Below are 23,300 nucleotides of genomic sequence, written 5' to 3'. Positions count from 1 at the left end.
ATTTAATTTAAATTAGTTAATTGAAATCTTATGAAAAGAGATAAAGTTTTCCTAAAATTCCAATTGCACATACTGCTACAGTAAGTAGCCAATAGCTTAAAACAATCTTGATTTCAGAGATTCCCTTGTAATTCAAGGTATGATGCAATGGCTCTACAGGCAATGTGATTATATGAGCTCTGTGCATTAAGCTTATGATTGTTGATACTATTGGAACAGCCAATGCGAGCAATCCAAAGTAAGGCATGTCAGTTAGGAAAACTGCTGCAGCATAACCTGTACCTAAAATAAATGAACCGGTGTCTCCCATGAATATTGAAGCAGGATACCTATTGAATACCAAGAATCCTAGACAGATTGCAGTCAAGAGTCCAAATGGATAAAGTGCTGTTGGATTTCCAAACATGTATCCGTAAATGCAGCATGCAAATGATGCAATAGTTATTATTCCAGCAGCTAAACCGTCCATACCATCAATGAGATTCACTGCATTGATTGCACCTAATACACCTATGATCAAAACAGGATATGCCAAAAGGCCTAAGTTGAATCCACCGCAAGTTGCTACAGCACCGGTAAATGCCAAGAATAAACCAGGCAATAGCTGTACAATGATTTTTACTCCTTCACTTGGCTCGTATTTGATTGGAATTTCAGCTACAATCTCAAGCTTGCCTTCATCAACCAATGCGCCTACTTGCTCTTTAGCCTTGTCAGTGGTGATTCTTGCCTCTTCACCAACTCCTAAATCAAGAAGGCCTATAGGAACAATAGAATCGCTAATGTTCTTAACTACCTTTTGATATTCCTTTACTCTAAGACCTAATAGGTCATCAAGCAATCCCATTACTCCACCAGTAAGCATGATAAATGAAATGATTAAAATATCTGTGTTTTTATAATATAATGAAAGAATAAGCAAAATAGCAAATAAGAAAGCTATTCCTCCCATTGTAGGGGTTCCTGCCTTATGTCTATGTTCACTTACTATAGGATTGTCAGACAAGTCTGCATCCCTTAATGTTTTCCTTACAAACCAAGTGAATATCACAGTTGCAAAGAAGGTTATTAAAAACATTATAATTACTTTTGTCAAATCCATTTTCATCACACTAATTTATCACACTAAATTCTTAAAAAATATTAAAAAATTCATACATATTAAATATAATATTTTATAGTTAACCTAATATTTATATTTTTATTTACATATAAGAAAATGATATTACAATGATATTATCATTACATAGTGATAATATCAAAAGAACCTCATAAAAAATGTATTTGAATGAAAAGAAGATTTTAAAAGAGAATTTGTGAATTAGATAAATTATTGAAGAAAGAGAAGATTGAAAAAAATTAAAAAAAGATGAAAAAATAATTAAAAAAAGAACAATATTGAAAAATGAATGGTTTTATCTAAAAACTGTAATCATTTCCAGTTAATTCCTTAGCTATTTCAAAGGTTTCTTCACGAGTCTTTCCCCTGATTGTTACCCTTTGGTATCCTTTAGGGCCATGAACAATGAAATTGCCCTTAATGTATTCCTTTACAGGTTCCTGAGGAGTTGGTCCTTCATAATCACCAATTGGAATCTCTAAAGTGCAATAGCTCTTCATTTCCTTTTCAAGCTCTTTTACATCGAATTTACCAATTGCAATGTCTACAAGCAAGTTCAATGGATTTAAGTCCGTACATGCAAAGGAAAGGTATCTTGTACCGCTTGGACGAGTGTTTATCTCAATTGCATAAACCTTGTTTTCCTCTTTTGAATAAATCAAGTCCATATCTATTGTTCCTTCGGATTTAAGGTTTGTTGCAATGTGCTTTGCTATTTTTCTAAACTCTTCATTATCCATATTTTCAAAGTTGCAAGGACCATATCTGAGTCTTTTGATTGGATGAATTCCTTCCAAATTGGTTTCTCCCTTGTAAACCGGTACCAACGGCAAGTATTCCCCATTCCATCCTATAACTTCAATGGAAACTTCAGATCCTTCGATGAACTTTTCAATCAATGCTTGCTCAAAATTCTCAAAGTAATCCAAAACATCCTTAAATTCATTTGTTATGCAAATGTCCTTACCGCCTTGGCCCTCTCCCTGTTTTAGGACAATAGGGAAATCAAAGCCTAACTTTTCTATAAATTCCTCTTCAGTGTCAAAGTCATTTCTATTCAAGACATTTGCAGGAGGAACGTTTAGATTGATTGATTTAAAGAATTCCTTGGTTTTTATCTTATCGGATGCAATTGATACGGCATTTACGTTGGAAGAGATTACTGGAATGTTATGTTTCTCTTCAATTTCCTCCTTCATGACCGCTACACTCATCAATGGAGGGTCAATTCCTAAAAGGGGAACGATTGCGTCAACTTCCTCTTCAATAGCTATTTCCATTGGCTTATCCATTCCTCTTGGAACGATATAATATTTGGTAGGCAAATCCAAATTAGGAGCTTCCTCGTTTGATTCTGTAATTATGCTTTCAACTCCCAATTTATCAACATGATAAGCCACATCATCGTATAATCTTGATCCAATAAACAAAACTTTCATAAAATCACTAGAATTCTTTAATCTATTAATATATTTAAAATCGTATTAAATATAATTTACTAAAAAAAGAAAAGAAATACCTTATTTTCAATGAATTAAGTAAAATAAAAAATAAAAAAAGTTTTTAATGCATTAATATGCTATAATCTTATCGAACAACAGTTTTATAAGCATGTCTGATGACTCTTTAACATTATCAGACAATTCAAATGACAAGTCCATGATTTCAGGTTCAATTCCAATGAAGAGAATCTTATACTCCTTTTCCAACTGCAAATATTTAATCAGATATGCTAATGACATTGAGTGTGTTGAAATGCTTATATCAACTATATTGTCCTTATTTACAATGTTTATCTCACCAGCTTGCCTTTTCATCAAACTTGCATCAACCATTATGATATGAGATGGGTCAAGTTTCTTAATAAGTCCTGTAAAGTTCTCAGGAACAGATCCACCATTAATTAAAAATGTTTTATCCAACATTTCAATCAATGACTCATTTACATCAACATTTAATTCGTTCATGTACGAATCAAGACCCTCATCCAGAGGTGTATTTCCAGTGTTAATGTCATTTGCATTATCAAAAAACCCAAATTCATTATCTTTATTTTCAAGTCCATTCTTATTGATTTTTTGATTATTATCATTTTGATTTGATTTATTCAAGATATAATCTTTTAAAATAGCCAATTGATTAATTATATATGGCCCTAAACCATCATCTCCACGAATATCATTTCCTATACCTAAAATAAGAAGACTATCGCAGTTTTCTAAAAATAAATCAATATCAGAACTTATTTCATCAAAATTATTTAACATTTTATCACAATAGAACACATTTGAAAAACTTGAAAATTTTTACACTTGAAATGCAACTAAAAAAGTATGCATTCAATATATTTCATATCAATTGAACATCATACATTTTAACTAAATTTTATTGAATGAACACCTATTTTACCATTAAAAATTACCTCATCATTGATGAATGATTTCTAAAACATCAGTCCTGATGGTTTCAACACCGCCACCCATCACATATTCCAATTTAATCCTTACTGAATCGCTGCATTTCACTTCAGTCTCTTCCATTGGAATCAGCATTTCAGGATTTAGCATTGGGGTAGGTCCGCAGATAATGCTTTCATTCAATTTGGTAAAGCTTGTTAGTTTAATGCCGTTAATCTTTAATTTATCTTCTTCAATATTAAAATTTTCTTTAAAATTGAATTTCTCATACTTTTCCTGACTTAATCTTTCCTCAAAGCCAATTTCATCCACCAACTCTTCTTTACCATATATCTTTAGTTCTATTTCTGCAGAGAAATTGCAATCGATTTCATCCATAAAGTCAAATTCACTATAAACAACAGATTCACCTAAAGAAACATAAATTGGACTGTATTCATCATCTTCATACTGAATGAAGTGATTGTTCATGTATACCGCTTCAGCTGAATTGATCATTCCATTAGGTATGATCTCTCCGCCATCATTAAGGAATTTCCTTGCACGATTCAATACAGGAACTTCCTCCTCATCTATCAATGCAGTATCCAACATCTCACATATAATCAGGTCTGCCTTTTCATTTAATTTACTGAAATCAAAGCTTAATATATCATCATTGAATACTTGAATGTTATCGAATTCTTTAAGGTTCTCTTTAGCTAATTGATAGGTTGAATTATTTAATTCAATAGCTATAATCTTATCCATATATCTTCTTGCAAAATAGCTTAAAACTCCAGAACCGCATCCCAAATCAAAAGCCACTTTACAATTTGAGCCATTGGAATCCCCACCATTTCTTATTGCATAATCATCAATAGCTTCCTTGAAAGCGCTAAGCCTTTCATAATCTCTTAAAAGCTTAAAATGATAGGAATTTACTTTGAATTTCATAATAACACTCAATCAATAAAGATTTTAAAAAAAAATAGATTAAATTGACATTTTGAATATAAAATATATTAAAATATTTAAATAAAGACCCATTAGACAACTAATGAACCTCTAATAAAAATTAAGAAAAAGTTAATGATTAGTGAACGTGGTCATGATCAAGGTCATGGCTGTGTTCATGGTCTAAGGACTCACCGTTAGCTGTAGAGGTAAGTTTTACATGCTCTACACCTTTAAGTCTCATCATTCTTTCGGTAAGGTCTCTGATTTGTGTAACATCACCATTTACAACAATGACTTCCATACAGTATTTGTGAGTCATGTGGATGTGCATGCTTGCGTTAATTTCCTTTCTGAAATCATGCTGGATGTTTGCAAGGCTTTCCATAACACCGGTGAAATGATGATCGTAGATAATGGTGATTACACCTACCCTTTGACCCTCCATTTCATTCATCCATTGATATCTTAAAATATAATCGCTTAAAGCATCACGAATACCTTTTGAACGTGATTGATAACCCCTGTCTTTTAAAACTTCATCAAATTCAGCCAAAAGCTTTTTTGGCAAAGACATACTTATTCTCATCATAATTAAACACCTAAAACTACAATACAAATATTTAATAATAATTACCATTTATTAAAAATATAGTAAAAAACACACCATTATTATTAACTATTACTATTTTATTACTTTCTATAATATAAATATTACTAAAAATAATACAAATTTCCAATAAAATATTAAATTTAGTTAAGTAATTAAAATTGATTTGAATACTTAATGCATTCAATAAAAAATATTATATTAAACTTAAAATAAATGATTGATTATGACTAAAAAGACCATTAATGACCTTAATATTAATTATGAACTTGAAGGGGAAGGAAAAACCATTGTTTTTGTTCATGGATTATCTGATAGCTTAGCTTATTGGAAAGTGCTAAGCGAAAACCTAAAGAATGATTATCAAACATTGATTTATGACTTAAGAGGCCATGGAGAATCCTCTGATGATGATAAAAACACTACAATAAACTTGTATCAAGAAGATTTATACCAATTGCTAAAGGCATTAAATATAGAAAATGCTGTTTTTGTAGGGCTTTCATTAGGTGGAAATATCATATTGGACTTGGCTGTAAATCATCCTGAAATGGTCAATGGGCTTGTTGTCATGTCAAGCTTTCCGGAACATGACGAAAACTTGAAAAAGATTTTTAATGACTTTGACAATGCAATAGATCAAGGATTCGTTGAATTCTTCGATACAATCTTGCCTTACACATTAACTGATGATATGCTTGAAGAGCATAAGGAACTCCTGGAAAACGTTAAGTTCGAAGCTGCAAAAACTGCAAATCTTGAAGGAATCAAAAAGGGAATCAATGCAGGATATGGATTTAACCTTACAGATAGGTTAAATGAAATAAATGTTCCTACACTCGTTATTGCCGGAGAAGAGGACAATTTAACCACTTTGGATATTCAAAGAAAAATAAGCGACAACATAAGGGATTGCGAATTGATTGTCCTTGAAAAAACAAAACACAATATATTGATTGGCAGAAACATTGAAAAATTACTGAATATCATTAATGATTTTATGTTAAAAATAGGATAAAAAATAAAAAGAATAAAAAGAATAAAAAAACTAAAAAAACTAAAAAAGTGAAAAAAAGCAAGGGATTCAATTATTATAAAATCTTATAATAATCTCCATTTTTCCTATAAACAGCTTTAATAAGCCCCTTATTTTCTAGAGACAATAGAATATGATACATTCTAAAGTCAGTCAGTTTCAAATCACCATACAAAAGATTTCCTTCAATTTCATATCTTGAAACAAAGCCATTTTCATCTGCTAAAGACTTGATAATTTCAAAGGATGCCTTTTCCTTTTGGTTCAATTCAGCATTTATCACATCCTCTTTTGAATCTACAGTGTTTATTGTTGCATCAACTTCCTTCAATTGAACTGTAGAGCCGTTATAGAACACCAATCCTTTAGACTTCAAGCTTTTCAAAAGATCATTAAGGTCATGCTCATAAATGCCCATATCATCTTTGATGATGGAAACATCTATTTTTTCCTCTTGATATGATTTAATCTGATTTAAAACTTCTTCTTCAGCTTTTGTAATTGTAATCATAAGTAAAACCCTATTTTTAAAAAATATTCTTTTTCTTGATTTAATTATATTATGTTAAACATTATAAATAAACTTATAGACAGCAGTTGAAAAGTAAAATCTTAAAAAAATAGAGTGAAATATAATTTAAAAGTGAGATATAATAAAAAAGAGTTAAAAATAGTAAGAAAAAGTAAAAAAAGATAAAAAATGAATAAATCAATTATTCATCTTTTAATCTGTGAATTGCATCTTTTGCACCGTATTGTACAAAAGAGCTTTCATCATTTAATAATTCTTCGAGTTTTGGAAGAGCTTCCTTAGCGTCAAGTGCACCTAAGATCCAGCAAGCTGCACCTCTGACTCTCCATTTAGGATTATCCAATTCTGCAAGGACAGGTTCGATAGCTTCATCACCCATAGTGGTTAAAGCTGTGGAAGCTTCTCTTCTTACCAATTTGTTTCTGTCGCCTAAAGTCTTTACAAGTGCAGGAATAGCTCTTTTATCACCAATAGCTGCTAAGATTTGAGCTGCACCGATTTTAATGTCTTTGTTTCTTTCATCTAAAGCGGCAATAAGCGGTTCAACTGCTTCTTCACCTTTAAGTTCAAGCATGCCTATTGCTTCTTCTCTTACAAAATCATCAGAATCCTTTAAATCCAATATAAGATCATCAATAGATTTTTCCATATTATTACCATCCTAAAATAATTATAAAAATTTAATTTAATTCACCAAATACAAACAAATGAATTGCCTTAATTTTATTATAGAGTTAAATGTACTTAATTATTATTATAATTTACAAGTATATAAATATTTCGACTTTATACGAACAATATCAAAATATACAAATGAACATTAAATCTATAAAGACAACAATGTACAAAAATATACATTAAGGGTTAAAATTGAAAAAGATTATAATATAAAAAACATAAAATAATATATAAATATTTATAAAATTATTAAAAATTTATGATTAAAAATTAATAAATTAATTCAAAAAATTTAAGGATTATGCAATCATGATAAAAATAGCAAGAATAGATGGAGACGGCATAGGAAAGGAAGTTACAGAAGCAGGAGTGGCTGTTTTAGAATCTTTGGATTTGAACTTCGATTTCATTGAAGCGGAAGCCGGAAGGGAATGCTATGACAAGAATGGAACAACAATCCCTGAAGAAACAATCAAAATAGCAAGAAATGCAAAAGCAACCCTTTTTGGTGCAATCACTTCAACACCAGGTCAAAAAAGTCCAATCATTACACTTAGACAAGAGCTTGACACTTATGCAAATTTAAGGCCTATCAAATCATTCAAGGGCATAAACTGCCTTTTTGATGACTTGGATTTTCTCATTGTACGAGAAAACACTGAAGGATTATACTCAGGCAATGAAACAATTGATGAAAGTGAAGAGAAGGCAATAGCTCAAAGGATAATCACCAGAAAGGCAAGCGAAAGAATATCAAAACTTGCTTTTGAGCAAGCAATACATCTAAAGAAGGAGTCTGTAACCTGTGTTCATAAGGCAAATGTATTGAAAAAGACTGATGGTGTCTTTAAGGAGTCATTCTTTAAAGTGGCTAAAGACTACCCAAACATAAAAGCCAATGATTATTACGTTGATGCAACTGCAATGTATCTCTTGACAAAGCCACAGGAATTCGATGTGATCGTTACAAGCAATCTCTTTGGAGACATATTATCAGATGCTTCCGCAGGTCTTGTCGGAGGATTGGGACTTGCTCCTTCGGGAAATGTTGGAGACAAGCATGGATTGTTTGAACCGGTTCATGGATCTGCACCAGACATTGCAGGAGACAACATTTCAAACCCAATAGCCATGATACTCTCTGTTTCAATGATGCTTGAATACTTGAATGAGGATTACTGGGCAGAAAAGGTCAGAACCGCCTGTGAAAATGTCTTGGAAAAGGGAAAAGTGAAAACACCGGATTTAGGTGGAACAGACAAGACCATGGATATTGCAAATGAAGTTATTAGAGAAATCAAGGATTTAATTTAAAAAAGATTTATGATAATCAATTATGGATAAAGGAGAATGAATAAAGAGGCAAAACATGTTAAATATAACCACATTTATTGATGCTAATGCACGCAGATTGGATAAGGAAGTCTATTACTGTCCAAGCAGAAACTTAAGATACAATTCAACTGAAGTATTGGAGATTGTATCTGGAATAGGGCAAAGCTTAATGTCTAAGGGCATTGAAAAGGGAGATAGAGTTTTAATTTATTTGAATAACTCTCCAGAGTACCTATTTTCACTCCTTGCAATATGGAGAATCGGTGCAATAGCCATTCCAACAAATAGGATACTAACTGCATCTGAACTGAACTATATGATTACAGATTCTGATGCAAAATTGATAATCACTGATGATGATGCAAATGAAACCGTAAAGGACTTGAACATAGAATCCTACATAATAGAGGATTGTGAAAGCTTTAAGGGAAGCGATGTTCTACCTGCTTGCGAAACCGAATGGGATGACTTATGCCAATTGCAATACACTTCAGGCACAACCGGAAAGCCAAAGGGATCAATGCTAACCCATGGAAACTGGTTTACAGCTATCCACAATGCATGTGATGTTTTGACATACAAGGAAAACGACACATTCCTCTGCATTTATCCAATGGCTCACGTAGGAATAATGTGGGCAATTGCAGCACTTAGAGCTGGAGCATTGACAATTACAATGGACTTCTTTGAAATAAACGAATACCTCCAATTGTGTAAAGATGAAGAGGTAAGTGTATTATCTGGAATGCCTCCTGTAATCCATACATTGACAAACCTTGAAGAGGAAAAAAGGGAAAACCTCGCTACTGTTAGGGAAATCATCAGTGGAGGTGGACCATTGCACAGAAAGATATGGAAAAAGTTCATGGGACAATACAATATTCCAATCATTAACGCATATGGCCTTTCCGAATCAATCGTAATCGGTACCGGAACTGTAATCAGACCTGAAGACTATGCTACAGCAGACAGATATGAAAGCGTTGGGCATCCCGTATGCTTCTCTGAGCTTAAAATCGTTGATGAAGAAGATCCAAGCATTTCCTTAGGCCACTATGAACATGGGGAAATTGCTCTTAGAGGCCCTGCAATAGCTAAAGGGTATTGGGGAATGAAAAAGGAAACCAAGGAATCATTCCTTGAGGATGGTTGGTTCCTAACTGGAGATATAGGTTACATCGATGAGGATGAACGTTTGTTCATTACAGACAGGAAAAAAGACATGATTGTAATGAGCGGATGGAAAATCTACCCAACTGAAGTTGAGGAAACATTGATCAAATATCCGAAAGTGGATGAGATTGCAATTTTCAGCATTGATGACATCCATAGGGGAGAGCTTCCTGTAGCTGCAGTTGTATGGAAAGAGGAAGAGGATCCAGATGGATTGGTCGAATACTCTAAGGAATATTTAGCAAGATACAAGGTCCCAAGAAAGATATTCACCATGGATGAGCTTCCAAGGGTAAACGGCTGGAAACTCCTTAGAAGAGAGTTAAGAGAAATGTATTCAACTAAACCAGAAGAATGATTTCTCATTTTTTCTTTTTTTAATCTAAAAACAACATTTTATATTTTTCTTTTTTTCTAAAAAATTTCATTTTTACATCTTTTTTTAACACTTAATCTTCTAATATTTCTCATTTTGTAAAATATTTTATATTTTTTCTATATGATTAGATAATAATAAAATAATAAATTGAACAAAATAATAAAAAATATTAATATTACTAGGTTAAATATTATATAATTGTGAAAAAAACTAAACAATTTCTAGAAATATTTAAAAATATTTAAATACTTTATTCAATATACTATTAAACATAAAATCATATGATTTTATGATTAAAGAAGGCGAAAAAATGGGTAAACTAGACGGAAAGTAGCAATCGTAACTGGATCAACCTCCGGTATGGGCCGTTCTACAGCTAAATTATATGCTGAAGAAGGTGCAAAAGTTGTTGTAACTGGAAGAAACGAAGAAAGAGCACAAGCTGTAGTAGATGACATTGTAGCAGCTGGTGGAGAAGCATTTGCAGTAATTGCAGATATGGCTAATGTTGACGACATTAAAAAGATCTTTGACGCACCATGGAAAAATATGGTACTGTAGACATTTTATTCAACAATGCAGGGCTTTTAAGTGTAACTCCTCTCTTAGACATTACCAAAGAAGAATGGGACAAATTATTTGCAGTTGACGTATACGCTCCATTATACTTAACCCAATTAGTAGCTCCTGTAATGAAAGAAAAAGGAAAATGTGTTGTAATCAACACTTGTTCAGTAGCATCCTACGCTGCACACTTCGGATTTGTAGGTTACATCTCATCCAAACACGCTATTGCAGGTCTTACCAAATCCATGGCATTCGAACTTGGTCCTGAAATAAGATGTAACGGTATTGCTCCTGGTGCTATCCACACCGCTATGGTAGATAGTATTGGTGGAGTAGAAGCATTACAAATGATGGTTGACGGAGCACCTATGAAAAGAGTAGGTCAAGGAGAAGATATTGCTGCATTAGCATTATTCCTTGCTTCTGACGAATCTGAATTCGTAGACGGTCAAATCATCAGATGTGACGGCGGATTTGAGTGTTAAGTTTTTTAAAGTAGTGGATTTTTATCCTCTACTACTATTTTTATTTTTAAATTTCAATTCTAATTTCTGCTATTTTTTAAAAAAAAAGTTCATAATATTTCTATTTTTAATTTCAATCCTATTTCAGCTATTTAAAAAAAATAAGTAATATGAAAAAAACTATTTTTAACTATTTAATTCTAATAGTATTCTTAATAGTTAATTTTCCATATGTAGAATAAATAGTGTATTTACCTCTTTTCAAGTTTTTAAGGCTTAATGTAGCTATTCCTTTAGAATTGGTCTTTCTTTTGTATATTTTAGACTTGAACTTGAATTTAATGTACTTGTATTTCAAGATCTTTCCTTTGGAATTGACCAATTTAGCAGTAAACTTGATAGTTTTAGCTTTCTTCTTAGTAATATTCTTTGTAATTACAGTGGATTTTACAGTAACATTATTCTTTACAACAAATCCTTTATAACTAGCGGAAATAGCGTATTTTTTAGGTTTTAGGCTTATTTTCAAGTAAGCATATCCATTACTGTTAGTTCTTCTGCTGTAGGTTTTGCCGTTAATTGTGAACTTTACAGTGACATTCTTTGCAATTCTGCCATAGTCATCATAAACCCTAACCTTATAGCTGGAGCCTGCTCCATAATACATTACCAAATTCTTATTTTCAGTAATTCTCTTGAGAACTTTGATAGTTTGGTTTTTCTCCTCTAATGTGACAGGATTCTTAATTGTAACCTTGTAAGTTCCAGGTTTAAGTGTGTTGTTTATGATGATTCTTCCATTGCTATCTGTATTTAAATTGTAAGTTTTGCCTGCAAAGACAATTGTTACAGTCTGATTAGCTAAAGGATTGGAATTCTTATCCAATAGGCTTACGATATATTTTGATCCGTAAGTGTAATTGCTGGAAGGAAGATTAATGCTTGATTTTACATTGATGAGAGATGAATTGGATGAGCTTAGATAAACTTTCTCTCCAGCATATCTTATTTCAAAAGCAAAAACTCCAGTATTCAAATTAATGTAGACAGAAGCTTCACCGTTTTCATCAGTTACAAGAGTATCAGTGATATTGTTTAAAGTATAGATAATCTCTCTTCCACTTATAGGATTTCCATCCGAATCAGTCAATCTAACCTTATACTCATAAGCGCTATTATAAACAGTTTCTAAATCTGAGCAAATGATATTTGTGCCTTTAGGCTCAATTGTAAAGCTATCAACCACTTCATTACATTCATAAATGGAATCGTCAAGAAGAATTCTGATATTGTTTAAGCCAAGAGTCCTATTTGTTAAATTAATAGATGCACTACCATTAATTGATGATACATTATAACTTTCATTATCCAAAATTATGTATACTGTATCATTGATTGGTTTTGTAAGATTAATGTTCACTATTGCAGTATCTAAATCAATTGAAATTTCTGCAGTCATATTAAGATTTAGTTTAATGTTTATATTTGAACTATCAGATGAGGAAGCATAACCACAAGCTGAAAAATCTGCAGATACTTGATAAATTCCTTTATTAAATTCACGAGTGAGTTTTGCTACTCCATTTGAAACATTTACTGATACAAACTCGCCAGATATATTGAATATCACTTTTCCACAGTTGACCGGATTTCCATACTGATTTAATACATAAGAGATTATATTTACAGTTTTAGATTCATAATCTTCTAAAGCATTTAAAGAATTTTCTATATCATAAACAAAATTTAAGGAAGTGGTAGTGTTAATCACATCAAAAACAGTGAAGGCCTTAATGCAAGCCACTTGTGAACTATAATTATGTTTTTCATAACCATTCCATTCTAAATCATAGAGATCTTCCCAATTTACACCATCATAACTGACGAATGAAATAGCTTCTTTATAGAATTCATTGTTTAAGCTTACCTTTTCAGAAATTGGGAATCCTGCATCTCCAGTTACATTTATCTTAAAGACAACTTCAAAAATGTCCCCCACATTAAGCGGAACATGTTCGAAAAGGTCAATTGTCCAATAGCCAGGATTGGAAAATCCAGATTTAGTGGATTTTAAAGCATCATTTACATAAACTGACAATTCCCAATTGCTTGGCTTTTCAAAATAAGTGGAAACTGCAGATAGATATTCATTATCAGTAGCTGTGAAAATATTTTTATACCATACAGTATCTGTTGTATTAAAGAAATAATCGGTTTTAGCAATGTCGTATTGGTAATTCTTATCATATTTTATACTGTCATTCAAGACAATTGCAAAACATGCATCAGTCAAACCAATTTTTGGACAACATACATCATAATATGAAACATAGAAATAACCGTGATTCTTTCCCCAGTCCCCCCAACTGTTTTTCACTATCCAAGCACCCTTATCAGGAGCACCAGGTATTTCTATATTATCGTCCCATCCAACAATGCTTACTGCATGGTCACAAGTTCTATTAGTACCATTATAATAAAGATAATAACCAATTTCAGGACTATTTACATAAAGGGGATTACGATTTTCATCTTTCATTCTTACTGAAGTGAAAACAGCCCCGTAATCCATAATAGCTTGCTTAATCATATCATTATCTGTATAATCATCCCTTTTTAGGTATACTACATTTTGAACATGCATAAAACTATTTAAAACCGGAGATAAAATACTCCTTGGAGAATATATATCATCAACTTCATAAATTGGACCAAGCCAACTAATAAGATAACCTACACCTGTATCATCATATCCTCCAGAGTTTGTTGCCATATTCCAACCATAAGGGGAATATAATGCTGCTAAGTTTTTCATGTTCTCTTCTGAAAAGTCCATTAAATCAGTTAAATTTTCTCCACTGTTCAATAATTCTAATATATCCTCATATTCGCTATAATTATAAATCAAACCAGATCTATTCATATCATAAATTGCTTTAAGTACTGCAGATTCCAAGCTAGCCATAGTAGCAAATGCCCAACAATTTCCACCAGAACCCTGGTTTTTAACTGTACCGACTAAACCGTAATCTGCCAAATTATAATAGCTTGGAAGAGTGTCTATATCATCATCATTCAAAACAGCCCTATAGAAAGTATAATTATCTGCAATAATGATGAAATCAGATTTTTCATATGTGTCATTGTATTCTCTTGCAGAGTTGTTTTGATAAAAATTGTTAAATATTGTATAATTCTGATTATAGAAAGTGTAAACTGCACCTGCAGAGTTATTTGCAATTTTATTGGTGAAGTTGTTGCTTTCAATCAAGAATCCATTTTTGCTGAATATGAATACTGCTCCACCATCATTCGCATTGTTCTTATCAAAAGCAGATGAAGTGAGGCTTAAATTACCATAAAGCTGATAAATGGCTCCACCATAATATCTTCCAGTGTTATTTATAAAATTACAATTGCTAATGCTTACATTGCCTCCATTGGAGAAAATAGCTCCACCATAGAGAGCATAATTATTATAGAAGCTGCAATTGTTTAAAATAACCGCATTATCATTTCCAAAGCAATAGATTGCTCCACCACATGAGGTTCCAGAGTTATCCAGCTCTAAAGCAGTGGTGTTGTAGAAATTAACATTTGAAGCATTTAAAAGGCTACCCATACCCATAAACTGGATATTGACAAAACTAATGTTTTCAATATTAAAATTCTCATAGAAATCAAACCTATGATAACCATCAATTCCGTTGATGATTGTATTGGATGAATCCTGCCCATAAATGGAAACATTAAACATATTAGTTGAATAAGGAGTGTAATCGTAAATACCGCTAGCAAAGTGTAAAATGGAGTTTTCCATTATCCTATCATCTGAGAATGTCTTATATGGATTATCAATGGAACCGTTTCCATTATCATCTAGAGCATTGGAATTAAAGTATATATCCATTTTCGGCTCTTCCTCAGGGATATCCTCGCCTTCACCAGCAATCAGATCACTATCTGCACTATCACTAATCAAAACATCATCAATTGAATCATCAATCATAATAGTGTCATCTATTGAAGCCACATTGTCTGCAGCAAAGCTGGCAGGAATGATGACCAATAATGATAGGATTATTGATAAGATAATGATTCCATTAAATTTTTTCTTTAACAATTTTTCACCCAATTTAATATTAAATTTTTATCTATATAATTTTAATTGTATTTTTAACAGTCAATTTTCCATAAGTTGAATAAATGTAATATTTGCCTTTTTTCAAGTTTTTAAGACTTACAGTAGCTATTCCTTTAGAATTTGTCTTTCTTTTATATTTGATAGCCCCTAATTTGAATGTAATGATCTTATTCCTTAGGATTTTACCTTTGGAATTAACCAATTTGGCAGTGAATTTAATTGTTTTAGCTTTATTTCTGGAAATGTTTTTTGTAATGAGAGGAATGACCTTTATTCTATTCTTAACTGTAAATCCTTTATAAGTTGCTGAAACAGTATAGGTTTTAGGTTTCAAACTAATCTTAAGGCTTGCAATTCCTTTGCTGTTAGTCTTTTTATAATATGTCTTGCCATTTAGTGTGAATTTAACTGGAACTTTTTTGGCAATTCTTCCATAATTGTCCAAGACCCTAACCTTATAGTGTTTGCCTGCACCATAATACATGGTCATATTCTTGTTTTGATCAATTCTTGCCAAAACCTTAATCTTTTGGGTCTTAACTTCAGAAGTCTTCGGATTCTTGACCTTTACAGTATATGACCCTGGCTTTAGATGATTGCTAATCTTCACTATTCCATTAGCATCTGTCTTTAACTTATAGCTTTTTCCTCCAAATACAATTGTCACATATGTGTTCTTTAAAGGATTTAGCTTTTTATCCCAGAATTTCACGCTATATTTGGAGTTATAAGTGAAATTGGAATACTTTGGAAGCGCAACAGTTGTCTTGATATTTACTTTAGCGGAATTGGAGGATTTCATATAGAGCTTCTCTCCCTTAAAGGTCACAACCATCTTATAATTGCCCGCTTTTATATTGGTTAATGTTATCTCACCGTTCTTATCGGTTGTGCCAGTATAAGTCTTATCCAAGACATACTCAATCTTTCTTCCAGCAAGAGGATTTCCGTTTTCATCAATGAGCTTGATTTTATACTTATAGGCATTGCCGTATATTGTTTCAAGATTGCTTAGAATGATTTGTGTATCATATGTGTCAACATTGAAAGTGTATGAGTCATTATTGCAATCATAGATTGCAGGATAAAGCTGAATTGTAAGATTGTTGAAGCCCACTTTCAAATCTGTTAAGTTGATTGAAGCCTTTCCATTGATTGTTTTGGTTGTGAAGTTCTTATATCCAAATAAGAAGAAAATGGTTTCGTTAACTGTGTCATTAAGGCTTATGTTTACAAATGCACTATCGAAATAATATGAAATGTTTGTATGCATTTCAAGATCATATTTTGTAATGTTCACAGATGAGTTAAGGGTATTGAGAGAATTATAAGCACATGATACGAATTCAGCATATATGTTATTGAATCCTCTTTTGAATATGTGGCTAAGTTTTGCAACACCATTGTAAACATCTGCATATACAATATCTTCAGTCAAATCCTCATTAGTGAAAATAAATTTAACTTTACCGCAGTTTACAGGTCTTCCATATTGATTTGTAACATTAACAGTGAAATTTACAGGACTGAAGCTCTTTCCATCAATATTAAGATAATCCATACTCCATGTACTTGTAGCAGATATATTATTCAATATTGTAAATGCCTTTATGCAAGCCACTTGTGACTTGTAAGTGTGATCTGGATAATCATTCCATTTTAAATCATATAAGTCTAACCAGTTTTTACCGTTATAACTGATGAATGAAATGTTTTTCCTATAAAACTGATTGTTTAGGCTTTGTGATTCTGAAATAGGAACTCCTACATCTCCTTTAACCATTATCTTAAAGACAACCTCAAATATGTCTCCAACATTAAGATGGATAGGTTCTCTTAAGTCTATAGTCCAATATCCCGGATTGGAAAATGCAGATTGAACCAATTTCAATGTATTGTTCACATAAATGGATAAGGTGTAATTGGTTTCCTTTTCAAAGTAAGTTGAAACTGCAGTCAAATACTCCTCATCAGTTGCAGTGAAGATATTCTTGTACCATATTGTACTTGTGGTATTGTAGAAGAAATCTGTTTTAGCAATGTCATACTGATAGTTCTTATCAAACTTGATAGTATCATTTAGAATGAATGTGAATGCATCTCCCCATTTTCCTAATTCAATTGAAGACTTATCGTAATAAGATAAGTAGAAGTAACCATCATTACCCCAAGACTCTCCCCAACTGTTTTTAGCTATCCATGCACCTTTTCCAGGAGCACCAGGAATCTTTATATTATCATCCCATCCAACTATAGAAACCGCATGGTTACGGACTGAAACATTATTGTAAATATAATATCCTATAGTGCTATGGCATTGAGATTGATTTTGTATAAACTGGGGTGAAAACCGCTCCATAATCCATTATAGCTCTTTTAATCATATTATTGTCAGTATAGCTATCCCTTTTTAGATACAATACATTCTGAACATGCATTATGCTTGATAAGGCAGGAGATAAAACGCTTTCATAATTATATTTGTCAACAGAATCATTGACTGGACCTAACCAGCTTAAAAGGTATCCTAAAGCCATATCAGGATATCCGCCCTCATTGGTTGGTGCATTCCAACCGTAAATTGAATAAAGCTCAGCAATGTTTTTCATGTTTTCTTCTGACAAGTCAATATCATCAGGGGATGCTCCAGTGGCTTTTAGAATACATGATTCCAAGGTTGCAATTGCAGCGAAAGCCCAACAATTACCTCCTCCCGCTTGCCTTTTAATGGAAGTTACATAACCTTTGGATACAGAACTGTAACTGCTTGGCAAACTTCCATTGCTTAAATTATAAGCATACATTGCATAGTCATTATCTTGAATTATGAAATCAAAATTTGAAGTGTTATAAAGATTAGAGTAAAGAGAATCAGATGCAGTGTTGTTTTCATAGAAATTGTCTAAACTGCTTTTGTTGTTGAAAAGATAGTATACTGCTCCAGCATATCCCATTGCAGAATTGTTAATGAATGTATTGTTGGTTATTGAAAGGGTTTTAGTGCCAACTACAGATATTCCTACTCCATTATTAGCATTATTTGATAGGAAAGTGGATTTGGAAACAGTCAGATTTCCATACATCTGATAGATCACACCACCATCATTGCTTGCATTGTTGTTGATTCCAGTTAAATTAGTTACTTTAACACTGGAATTCAATAAGGTTAAAGCCCCACCAACACTTGCATTGTTATCAATGAATTCACAATTGGTGATTTCCAGATTATTGCCATATGCATAAATGGTACCGCCAATACTTGCAGAATTATTAAAGAATCTGCAATTTGTTATTTTTACTGTACTGGAACTTGAATAGATAGCTCCACCATATCTTGCTAAATTATTATGGAAATTGCAATTATTCAAATAAACTGAATAGGAAATGCCTTTGGAATAAATAGCTCCACCATAAGCATCGTTATTTGCACCTAATTGCCCATCTCCGTTAGTGAATATTACATTTGAAGCGTTTATTTTACCGTAATTATAGATTTCAGCACCATTTAAAGTGAGATTTATTAGAGTGAAAGTTCCATATGCATTAAATGCCTTCTTCATTATATTCCTAATGATTGTCTGACTGGCATCTTGTCCGATTATCTTTACATTCTTGACATCCTGAGGCAAAGCTACACTATAAACTCCATTAGCTAAATGAATTACAGAATTATCTTTTATTCTGGAACCGTTTAGATATTTGTATGGATTTCCTTTAGTTCCATTTCCATCCTTTGAGGCATTGCTGTCAAAATAATAATCTGCAGAAAGAATGTCATTATTTGATGCACTGCTATCTAAGATTTCATCCTCAACATCAACTGATTCTAATGAAATCTCATCATCAAAAGAATCCAATGAATTGCAGTATATGACAGACTCATCCATTGAAAAAGCATCAGCATCTGCTGCAAATGATATTGGAATGACAATTAAACAAAGGAAAATCATCAAACAAACAAGAAGTTTATAATGAGTTTTATGCATTTTTATTCTCCAAAGATTTATTATATTAATAGTATATTTTTTATTATATAAATAATAAATAGGATAAAAAATGAAAAAATATGATAAAAAAATGAACAAAAATACACTAAAAGAATAAAGAAAGAAGAGAAAAATAGAAATAAAAAAGTAATAAAAAATAAAAAAGAATTTTAAGGATTAACCTATCCTTGTTTCATTGATAGGTCCATTTGAAGACCAGTAAGCCTCATATATTCCAGGATCATACTGACCGCCAGATGTGGAAAATACGGAACGGTAAATAGGGTCTCCATACTCATCATACAATCCGGTTTCATAATCCTTTTGCCAATCATCGTAATGCTTAGCTGGTTTTGAATCAGAATCCATGTATGCCTTTTTTATCTCAGAACTGTTGTCTTCGCTTACATCAGACAAGTTCAAATCACCATTATCAGACATGTCTTTTGAATTGTTGGAGTTCATGATGTAAAATGCTCCAAGAAAAATGCCTAAAACGACTATTACTGTTAAACATATAATTAAAACTTTATTGCTATCCATCAAATCACCCCTTAAAGATGAAATTCAGTCCAATCATGAATAAAATTAAATGAAATGAAAAAAATAAAAAAAGTAAAAAAAATTAAGAAAAAGCAAATGGAATCATTTACTTGTAAATCATAGTTCCAATACCTTCTTTTGTAAAGATTTCAAGAAGCAAGGTATGTTTGATTCTTCCATCCAAGATATGTGCTGATTTGACTCCATTGTTTAGTGCATCAATACAGGTTTCAATCTTAGGAATCATACCTCCAGAGATGATTCCCTCTTCAATAAGAGCAGGAATCTCATCCACATGGATTCTTTGAATCAATGTTGAAGGATCTTCTGGATCTCTCAATACACCTGGAACATCCGTTAAAATGATTAGCTTTTCTGCATCCATTTCACCAGCTATTGCACCAGCTACAGTGTCTGCATTAAGGTTCAATGTAGTGCCGTCTTCTGCAATTCCAATAGGGGAAACAACTGGAATGAAATCGTTTTCAGTGTACATTTCAAGAATTTCAGGATTGATTCTTTTGATTTCACCAACCAAACCTAAATCAATCTCTTCAATCTCACCGGTTTCCTCATCCTTTATCTTATGAATCTTTTTGCATGCTTCAATAAGCTTATTGTCCTTACCAGACAATCCAGCACCTTTACCGTCATGCAAGCAGATTTGAGATACGATATCTGTATTGATGTTACCTACAAGAACCATTTTTACAATGCTCATGGTTTCCTCATCAGTTACCCTTAATCCCTTGATGAATTTAGGTTCCTTTCCTAATTTCTTCATGGATCGGGTAATTTCAGGGCCTCCTCCATGAACAACTATAGGTTGCATTCCAACATATTTCAATAATACAGTATCTCGTGCTGTAGAAGCCATTGCCTCATCATCCACCATAGCATGGCCTCCGTACTTAATCATGACCTTTTTATTGTAAAATTGTTTAATGTAAGGTAGCGCCTCTACCAAAATGTTTACTCTTTCCATTTCAATCACATAAATAAATCAATAAAATATAGTTTTTGAATTTTCTTTAAAATTTGTAAAAAAATTATCTTAAATGAAATATCAATTGATAAGTTTGTTTATAATACTATATAAAAATATCAGTGAATAATGAAATCAGAATCATTTGAAGAATTACAAAATCATTATAAAATTGATATTAGTTCGTAAATTTCAATTTAAAGTATATATTATAATTGAAATTAAAAAATAATCTATAAAAATGCTTAAATTTAAATATATCCTATTTTAAATTAAAAATTAACTTAGTTTTAAAAGGAAATCAGTTTATATCAAAAATAAACTATTTATAACAAATAGTTTAAAAAATAAAAGATTTATAATAAGTTTACTATAATTGAACAATTTTAATCTTTAAATCATGATTTGCTTTTAATCCATTTTCGAAAGCTAAGTTAAAAAAATAGGAGAAAAATAATGTTGAAAATAAATAGAAGCATTTTAATCATATGCATTGTATCATTGTTTTTAATAATCGGCCAAATCTCTGCAAGCGATACCGATTCAATGAAAATTAAGGATACAATCCACAATGATTTAAGTTTAGATCAATTGAATGATTCAGATATGGATAATCTTGAATCTGATGAAATGGAAGAAACAGCACAAACGGAAACAGAAACTATCGATGAAATAGTTGAAGAAAAGCAAAAGGACACAACAGGAGTTGTTATGGCCAATGACAATTACAGTTGTGGACCTGCATCTCTTGCCACTGCATTAAACCGAAATGGGCTTAATCTCAGCTTAAATGAAGTGTCCAAACATACAAATACAAGTTTGAATGGAACAAGCATGCAATCCTTGATTGATGCTGCAAAATACTATGGCTTCAGCGCTTATGGAGTTGAAGTTGATACCAAGGGCCTTAATGAAAACAACATAGTTCATTTGAATATCAATGGATGTGAGCATTGGACAGTAATAAGCAAGGTAACAGACACTCATATATTTTTAGCTGATTCAACTGAAGGAAACATTAATTTCACCCTTGATGAATTCAATTCATACTTTTCCAAAAAAGCAATCATCCTCGCCAATAATAGTCTAAATGACTTGAAGAATGACTTGATTTCAAACCAGATCACCATCTTAAACAAGGACCAATGCTTGAAAATCTCTGGAAAAGGTTTGAAGAAGAAGGTTGTTGGTTATAGAATAGTTTGGAAATACGGTTGGAGACAAAAATACGGTTGGATTTTAAGGCCTAAAGTGGTTGGAGGCCATGTATCATTTACCCAATGGGTATATGTTAAGGGATATCATGCTGTTTGGGGAAAATACAAAGTAAAAGAGCCTATTTACAAGTATTATTTTGTATCTGATGATGCGATGACAAGCGCTAAAATCAAAAAGTAAATTTATGGAGAAAATATAAAAAATATTAAGGAGCTTAAGCATGGATAAGAAAATTACAATAGTCATGATTGCAATAATCGTTGCAGTGGTTGCCATTGGGGCCTTTTTAGCACTTTCCAATACTTTCATTCCAGAAAGTTCAGAGTATACAGACCTCTTTGATTATTCAATTGAGCCGACAACAAGCTGGAATGCAGACAAGAATGAGTATTCATTCAGCCAAAGCATAAAGTCTGTTAATGGGAAGGACTATAAGAATATTGAAATCAAGGTAAATTTCTATAAGGGAAATGATCTTTTAGACAGTTATGGCTCTAAAATAGACTCTACAAAAGATGGCAAATTCGAGCTTAAATTCACAAAAGAACTATCCGAAGAGCCAGATGCATTTTATTATGATGTAGTGAGTGTAACTGAAGTCTAAGTCTAATTTAATCAATTAGTATTTTTTTAAAATAAATGGAATAAACTAATTTTGATTTATTCTATTTATTACTATTTTTTCTTTTTTTATAGAACATATATTAAGATATGTAGATAGAGATATACATCAAATTAAAAATAATACTTACATATCATTTAATTAACAATAGCTTATTTTAAAATGATAGAAAACAATGTTATCAACAAAATAATTAATCGAGTATTTAATTAAATTGAATGAAATTTTTTAGCAAAATTTTCATAAAAAATATAAAGTACATGAAATAGTAAAAAAATGGTCTTTAAAAAATAGTTAAAAATAATACAAAAAGAATTAAAAAATAAAAAATTTAATTTTAAAAAAAATAAAAATAGAAGAAATAAATTCTTCTAAATAAAAAATCTATTTTTTACGTCCGAATGAGACAGTTGAAACTAAGCTTAATAAAGCAACAACTACTAAAGCAATTGAGTTACCAGCTGCAGGAGTTACAGGAACAGCTTTTTCTGCTACAGGAGTGGAAGGTTCTTCTTCAGGCTCATCCACAGGTTCATCTACTGGTTCCTCAGGTTC

General features: G+C 31.8%; 17 protein-coding genes and 1 pseudogene. 6 read left to right on the top strand and 12 right to left on the bottom strand.

The genetic code is table 11. From position 1 onward, the window contains the following. Positions 1-28: 28 nt before the first annotated feature. From VW161_RS04340 to nikR, 5 genes are all read right to left on the bottom strand, one after another. Positions 29-1,102, bottom strand: coding sequence for a glycosyltransferase family 4 protein (locus VW161_RS04340; protein ID WP_304103127.1), 1,074 nt, complete (start codon positions 1,100-1,102; stop codon positions 29-31). Between the two features lie 317 nt (positions 1,103-1,419). After that, positions 1,420-2,559 (bottom strand): ATP-grasp domain-containing protein, encoded by a 1,140-nt coding sequence (locus VW161_RS04335; RefSeq protein WP_325192745.1) that lies wholly within the window; start codon positions 2,557-2,559, stop codon positions 1,420-1,422. Positions 2,560-2,691: 132 nt separating this feature from the next. Continuing rightward, positions 2,692-3,387, bottom strand: coding sequence for a hydrogenase 3 maturation endopeptidase HyCI (locus VW161_RS04330; RefSeq protein ID WP_304162741.1), 696 nt, complete (start codon positions 3,385-3,387; stop codon positions 2,692-2,694). Between the two features lie 159 nt (positions 3,388-3,546). Beyond that, positions 3,547-4,473 carry a methyltransferase domain-containing protein gene (locus VW161_RS04325; protein ID WP_304162737.1) on the bottom strand — a complete coding sequence of 309 codons (927 nt, stop codon included), beginning with the start codon at positions 4,471-4,473 and terminating at the stop codon, positions 3,547-3,549. Positions 4,474-4,612: 139 nt separating this feature from the next. Further along, positions 4,613-5,065: a nickel-responsive transcriptional regulator NikR gene (gene nikR / locus VW161_RS04320; RefSeq protein WP_304086852.1), complete on the bottom strand. Its 453-nt coding sequence runs from the start codon at positions 5,063-5,065 to the stop codon at positions 4,613-4,615. A gap of 244 nt (positions 5,066-5,309) precedes the next feature. On the opposite strand from nikR, the gene VW161_RS04315 reads away from it, so the two are divergent. Then, complete coding sequence (locus VW161_RS04315) at positions 5,310-6,101, top strand: alpha/beta fold hydrolase (RefSeq protein WP_304086850.1); 792 nt, start codon at positions 5,310-5,312, stop codon at positions 6,099-6,101. A gap of 73 nt (positions 6,102-6,174) precedes the next feature. Here the strand turns inward: VW161_RS04315 and VW161_RS04310 are convergent, their stop codons facing one another. Next, on the bottom strand, positions 6,175-6,630 hold the full coding sequence (locus VW161_RS04310) for a hypothetical protein (protein ID WP_304086847.1): 456 nt from the start codon (positions 6,628-6,630) through the stop codon (positions 6,175-6,177). Positions 6,631-6,832: 202 nt separating this feature from the next. Further along, positions 6,833-7,300 (bottom strand): HEAT repeat domain-containing protein, encoded by a 468-nt coding sequence (locus VW161_RS04305; RefSeq protein WP_304086844.1) that lies wholly within the window; start codon positions 7,298-7,300, stop codon positions 6,833-6,835. Positions 7,301-7,638: 338 nt separating this feature from the next. On the opposite strand from VW161_RS04305, the gene aksF reads away from it, so the two are divergent. The 3 genes and pseudogenes from aksF (at position 7,639) to VW161_RS04290 (ending at position 11,268) form a co-directional block, all read left to right on the top strand. Beyond that, on the top strand, positions 7,639-8,643 hold the full coding sequence (gene aksF, locus VW161_RS04300; RefSeq protein ID WP_304094529.1) for a homoisocitrate dehydrogenase: 1,005 nt from the start codon (positions 7,639-7,641) through the stop codon (positions 8,641-8,643). Positions 8,644-8,698: 55 nt separating this feature from the next. Then, positions 8,699-10,195 (top strand): class I adenylate-forming enzyme family protein, encoded by a 1,497-nt coding sequence (locus tag VW161_RS04295; RefSeq protein ID WP_304104790.1) that lies wholly within the window; start codon positions 8,699-8,701, stop codon positions 10,193-10,195. A gap of 381 nt (positions 10,196-10,576) precedes the next feature. Next, a pseudogene (locus VW161_RS04290) lies at positions 10,577-11,268 on the top strand (SDR family NAD(P)-dependent oxidoreductase). 169 nt (positions 11,269-11,437) lie between these two features. On the opposite strand, the gene VW161_RS04285 reads toward VW161_RS04290, so the two are convergent. From VW161_RS04285 to argB, 5 genes are all read right to left on the bottom strand, one after another. Continuing rightward, positions 11,438-15,370, bottom strand: coding sequence for a C1 family peptidase (locus VW161_RS04285; RefSeq protein ID WP_325192744.1), 3,933 nt, complete (start codon positions 15,368-15,370; stop codon positions 11,438-11,440). Between the two features lie 31 nt (positions 15,371-15,401). Then, positions 15,402-17,750, bottom strand: a complete 2,349-nt coding sequence (locus tag VW161_RS04280; RefSeq protein ID WP_325192743.1) for a lectin like domain-containing protein — start codon at positions 17,748-17,750, stop codon at positions 15,402-15,404. Next, entirely contained in the window at positions 17,701-19,377 is a 1,677-nt protein-coding gene (locus tag VW161_RS04275; RefSeq protein ID WP_325192742.1) for a C1 family peptidase, read from the bottom strand. The genes VW161_RS04280 and VW161_RS04275 overlap by 50 nt, the downstream gene beginning before the upstream one ends. Before the next feature lie 177 nt (positions 19,378-19,554). Continuing rightward, on the bottom strand, positions 19,555-19,920 hold the full coding sequence (locus tag VW161_RS04270) for a hypothetical protein (protein ID WP_304086908.1): 366 nt from the start codon (positions 19,918-19,920) through the stop codon (positions 19,555-19,557). A gap of 106 nt (positions 19,921-20,026) precedes the next feature. Further along, positions 20,027-20,905 carry an acetylglutamate kinase gene (argB, locus tag VW161_RS04265; RefSeq protein ID WP_304086829.1) on the bottom strand — a complete coding sequence of 293 codons (879 nt, stop codon included), beginning with the start codon at positions 20,903-20,905 and terminating at the stop codon, positions 20,027-20,029. Between the two features lie 456 nt (positions 20,906-21,361). On the opposite strand from argB, the gene VW161_RS04260 reads away from it, so the two are divergent. Continuing rightward, a complete protein-coding gene (locus VW161_RS04260; protein WP_304086826.1) occupies positions 21,362-22,303 on the top strand; it encodes a cysteine peptidase family C39 domain-containing protein in 942 nt (313 codons plus the stop codon). Positions 22,304-22,343: 40 nt separating this feature from the next. After that, complete coding sequence (locus VW161_RS04255; RefSeq protein WP_304086823.1) at positions 22,344-22,727, top strand: hypothetical protein; 384 nt, start codon at positions 22,344-22,346, stop codon at positions 22,725-22,727. Positions 22,728-23,300: the final 573 nt, after the last annotated feature.

Source organism: Methanobrevibacter ruminantium (assembly GCF_016294135.1).
Lineage (GTDB): Archaea > Methanobacteriota > Methanobacteria > Methanobacteriales > Methanobacteriaceae > Methanobrevibacter > Methanobrevibacter ruminantium_A.
This window is presented reverse-complemented; position numbering and strand designations above follow the sequence as displayed.

Bases quoted from the DNA above. Each gene is read 5' to 3' on its own strand.
- VW161_RS04340 (WP_304103127.1), bottom strand. From the start codon at position 1,102: ATGGATTTGACAAAAGTAATTATAATGTTTTTAATAACCTTCTTTGCA.
- VW161_RS04335 (WP_325192745.1), bottom strand. From the start codon at position 2,559: ATGAAAGTTTTGTTTATTGGATCAAGATTATACGATGATGTGGCTTAT.
- VW161_RS04330 (WP_304162741.1), bottom strand. From the start codon at position 3,387: ATGTTAAATAATTTTGATGAAATAAGTTCTGATATTGATTTATTTTTA.
- VW161_RS04325 (WP_304162737.1), bottom strand. From the start codon at position 4,473: ATGAAATTCAAAGTAAATTCCTATCATTTTAAGCTTTTAAGAGATTAT.
- nikR (WP_304086852.1), bottom strand. From the start codon at position 5,065: ATGATGAGAATAAGTATGTCTTTGCCAAAAAAGCTTTTGGCTGAATTT.
- VW161_RS04315 (WP_304086850.1), top strand. From the start codon at position 5,310: ATGACTAAAAAGACCATTAATGACCTTAATATTAATTATGAACTTGAA.
- VW161_RS04310 (WP_304086847.1), bottom strand. From the start codon at position 6,630: ATGATTACAATTACAAAAGCTGAAGAAGAAGTTTTAAATCAGATTAAA.
- VW161_RS04305 (WP_304086844.1), bottom strand. From the start codon at position 7,300: ATGGAAAAATCTATTGATGATCTTATATTGGATTTAAAGGATTCTGAT.
- aksF (WP_304094529.1), top strand. From the start codon at position 7,639: ATGATAAAAATAGCAAGAATAGATGGAGACGGCATAGGAAAGGAAGTT.
- VW161_RS04295 (WP_304104790.1), top strand. From the start codon at position 8,699: ATGTTAAATATAACCACATTTATTGATGCTAATGCACGCAGATTGGAT.
- VW161_RS04280 (WP_325192743.1), bottom strand. From the start codon at position 17,750: ATGGAGCGGTTTTCACCCCAGTTTATACAAAATCAATCTCAATGCCAT.
- VW161_RS04275 (WP_325192742.1), bottom strand. From the start codon at position 19,377: ATGCATAAAACTCATTATAAACTTCTTGTTTGTTTGATGATTTTCCTT.
- VW161_RS04270 (WP_304086908.1), bottom strand. From the start codon at position 19,920: ATGGATAGCAATAAAGTTTTAATTATATGTTTAACAGTAATAGTCGTT.
- argB (WP_304086829.1), bottom strand. From the start codon at position 20,905: ATGGAAAGAGTAAACATTTTGGTAGAGGCGCTACCTTACATTAAACAA.
- VW161_RS04260 (WP_304086826.1), top strand. From the start codon at position 21,362: ATGTTGAAAATAAATAGAAGCATTTTAATCATATGCATTGTATCATTG.
- VW161_RS04255 (WP_304086823.1), top strand. From the start codon at position 22,344: ATGGATAAGAAAATTACAATAGTCATGATTGCAATAATCGTTGCAGTG.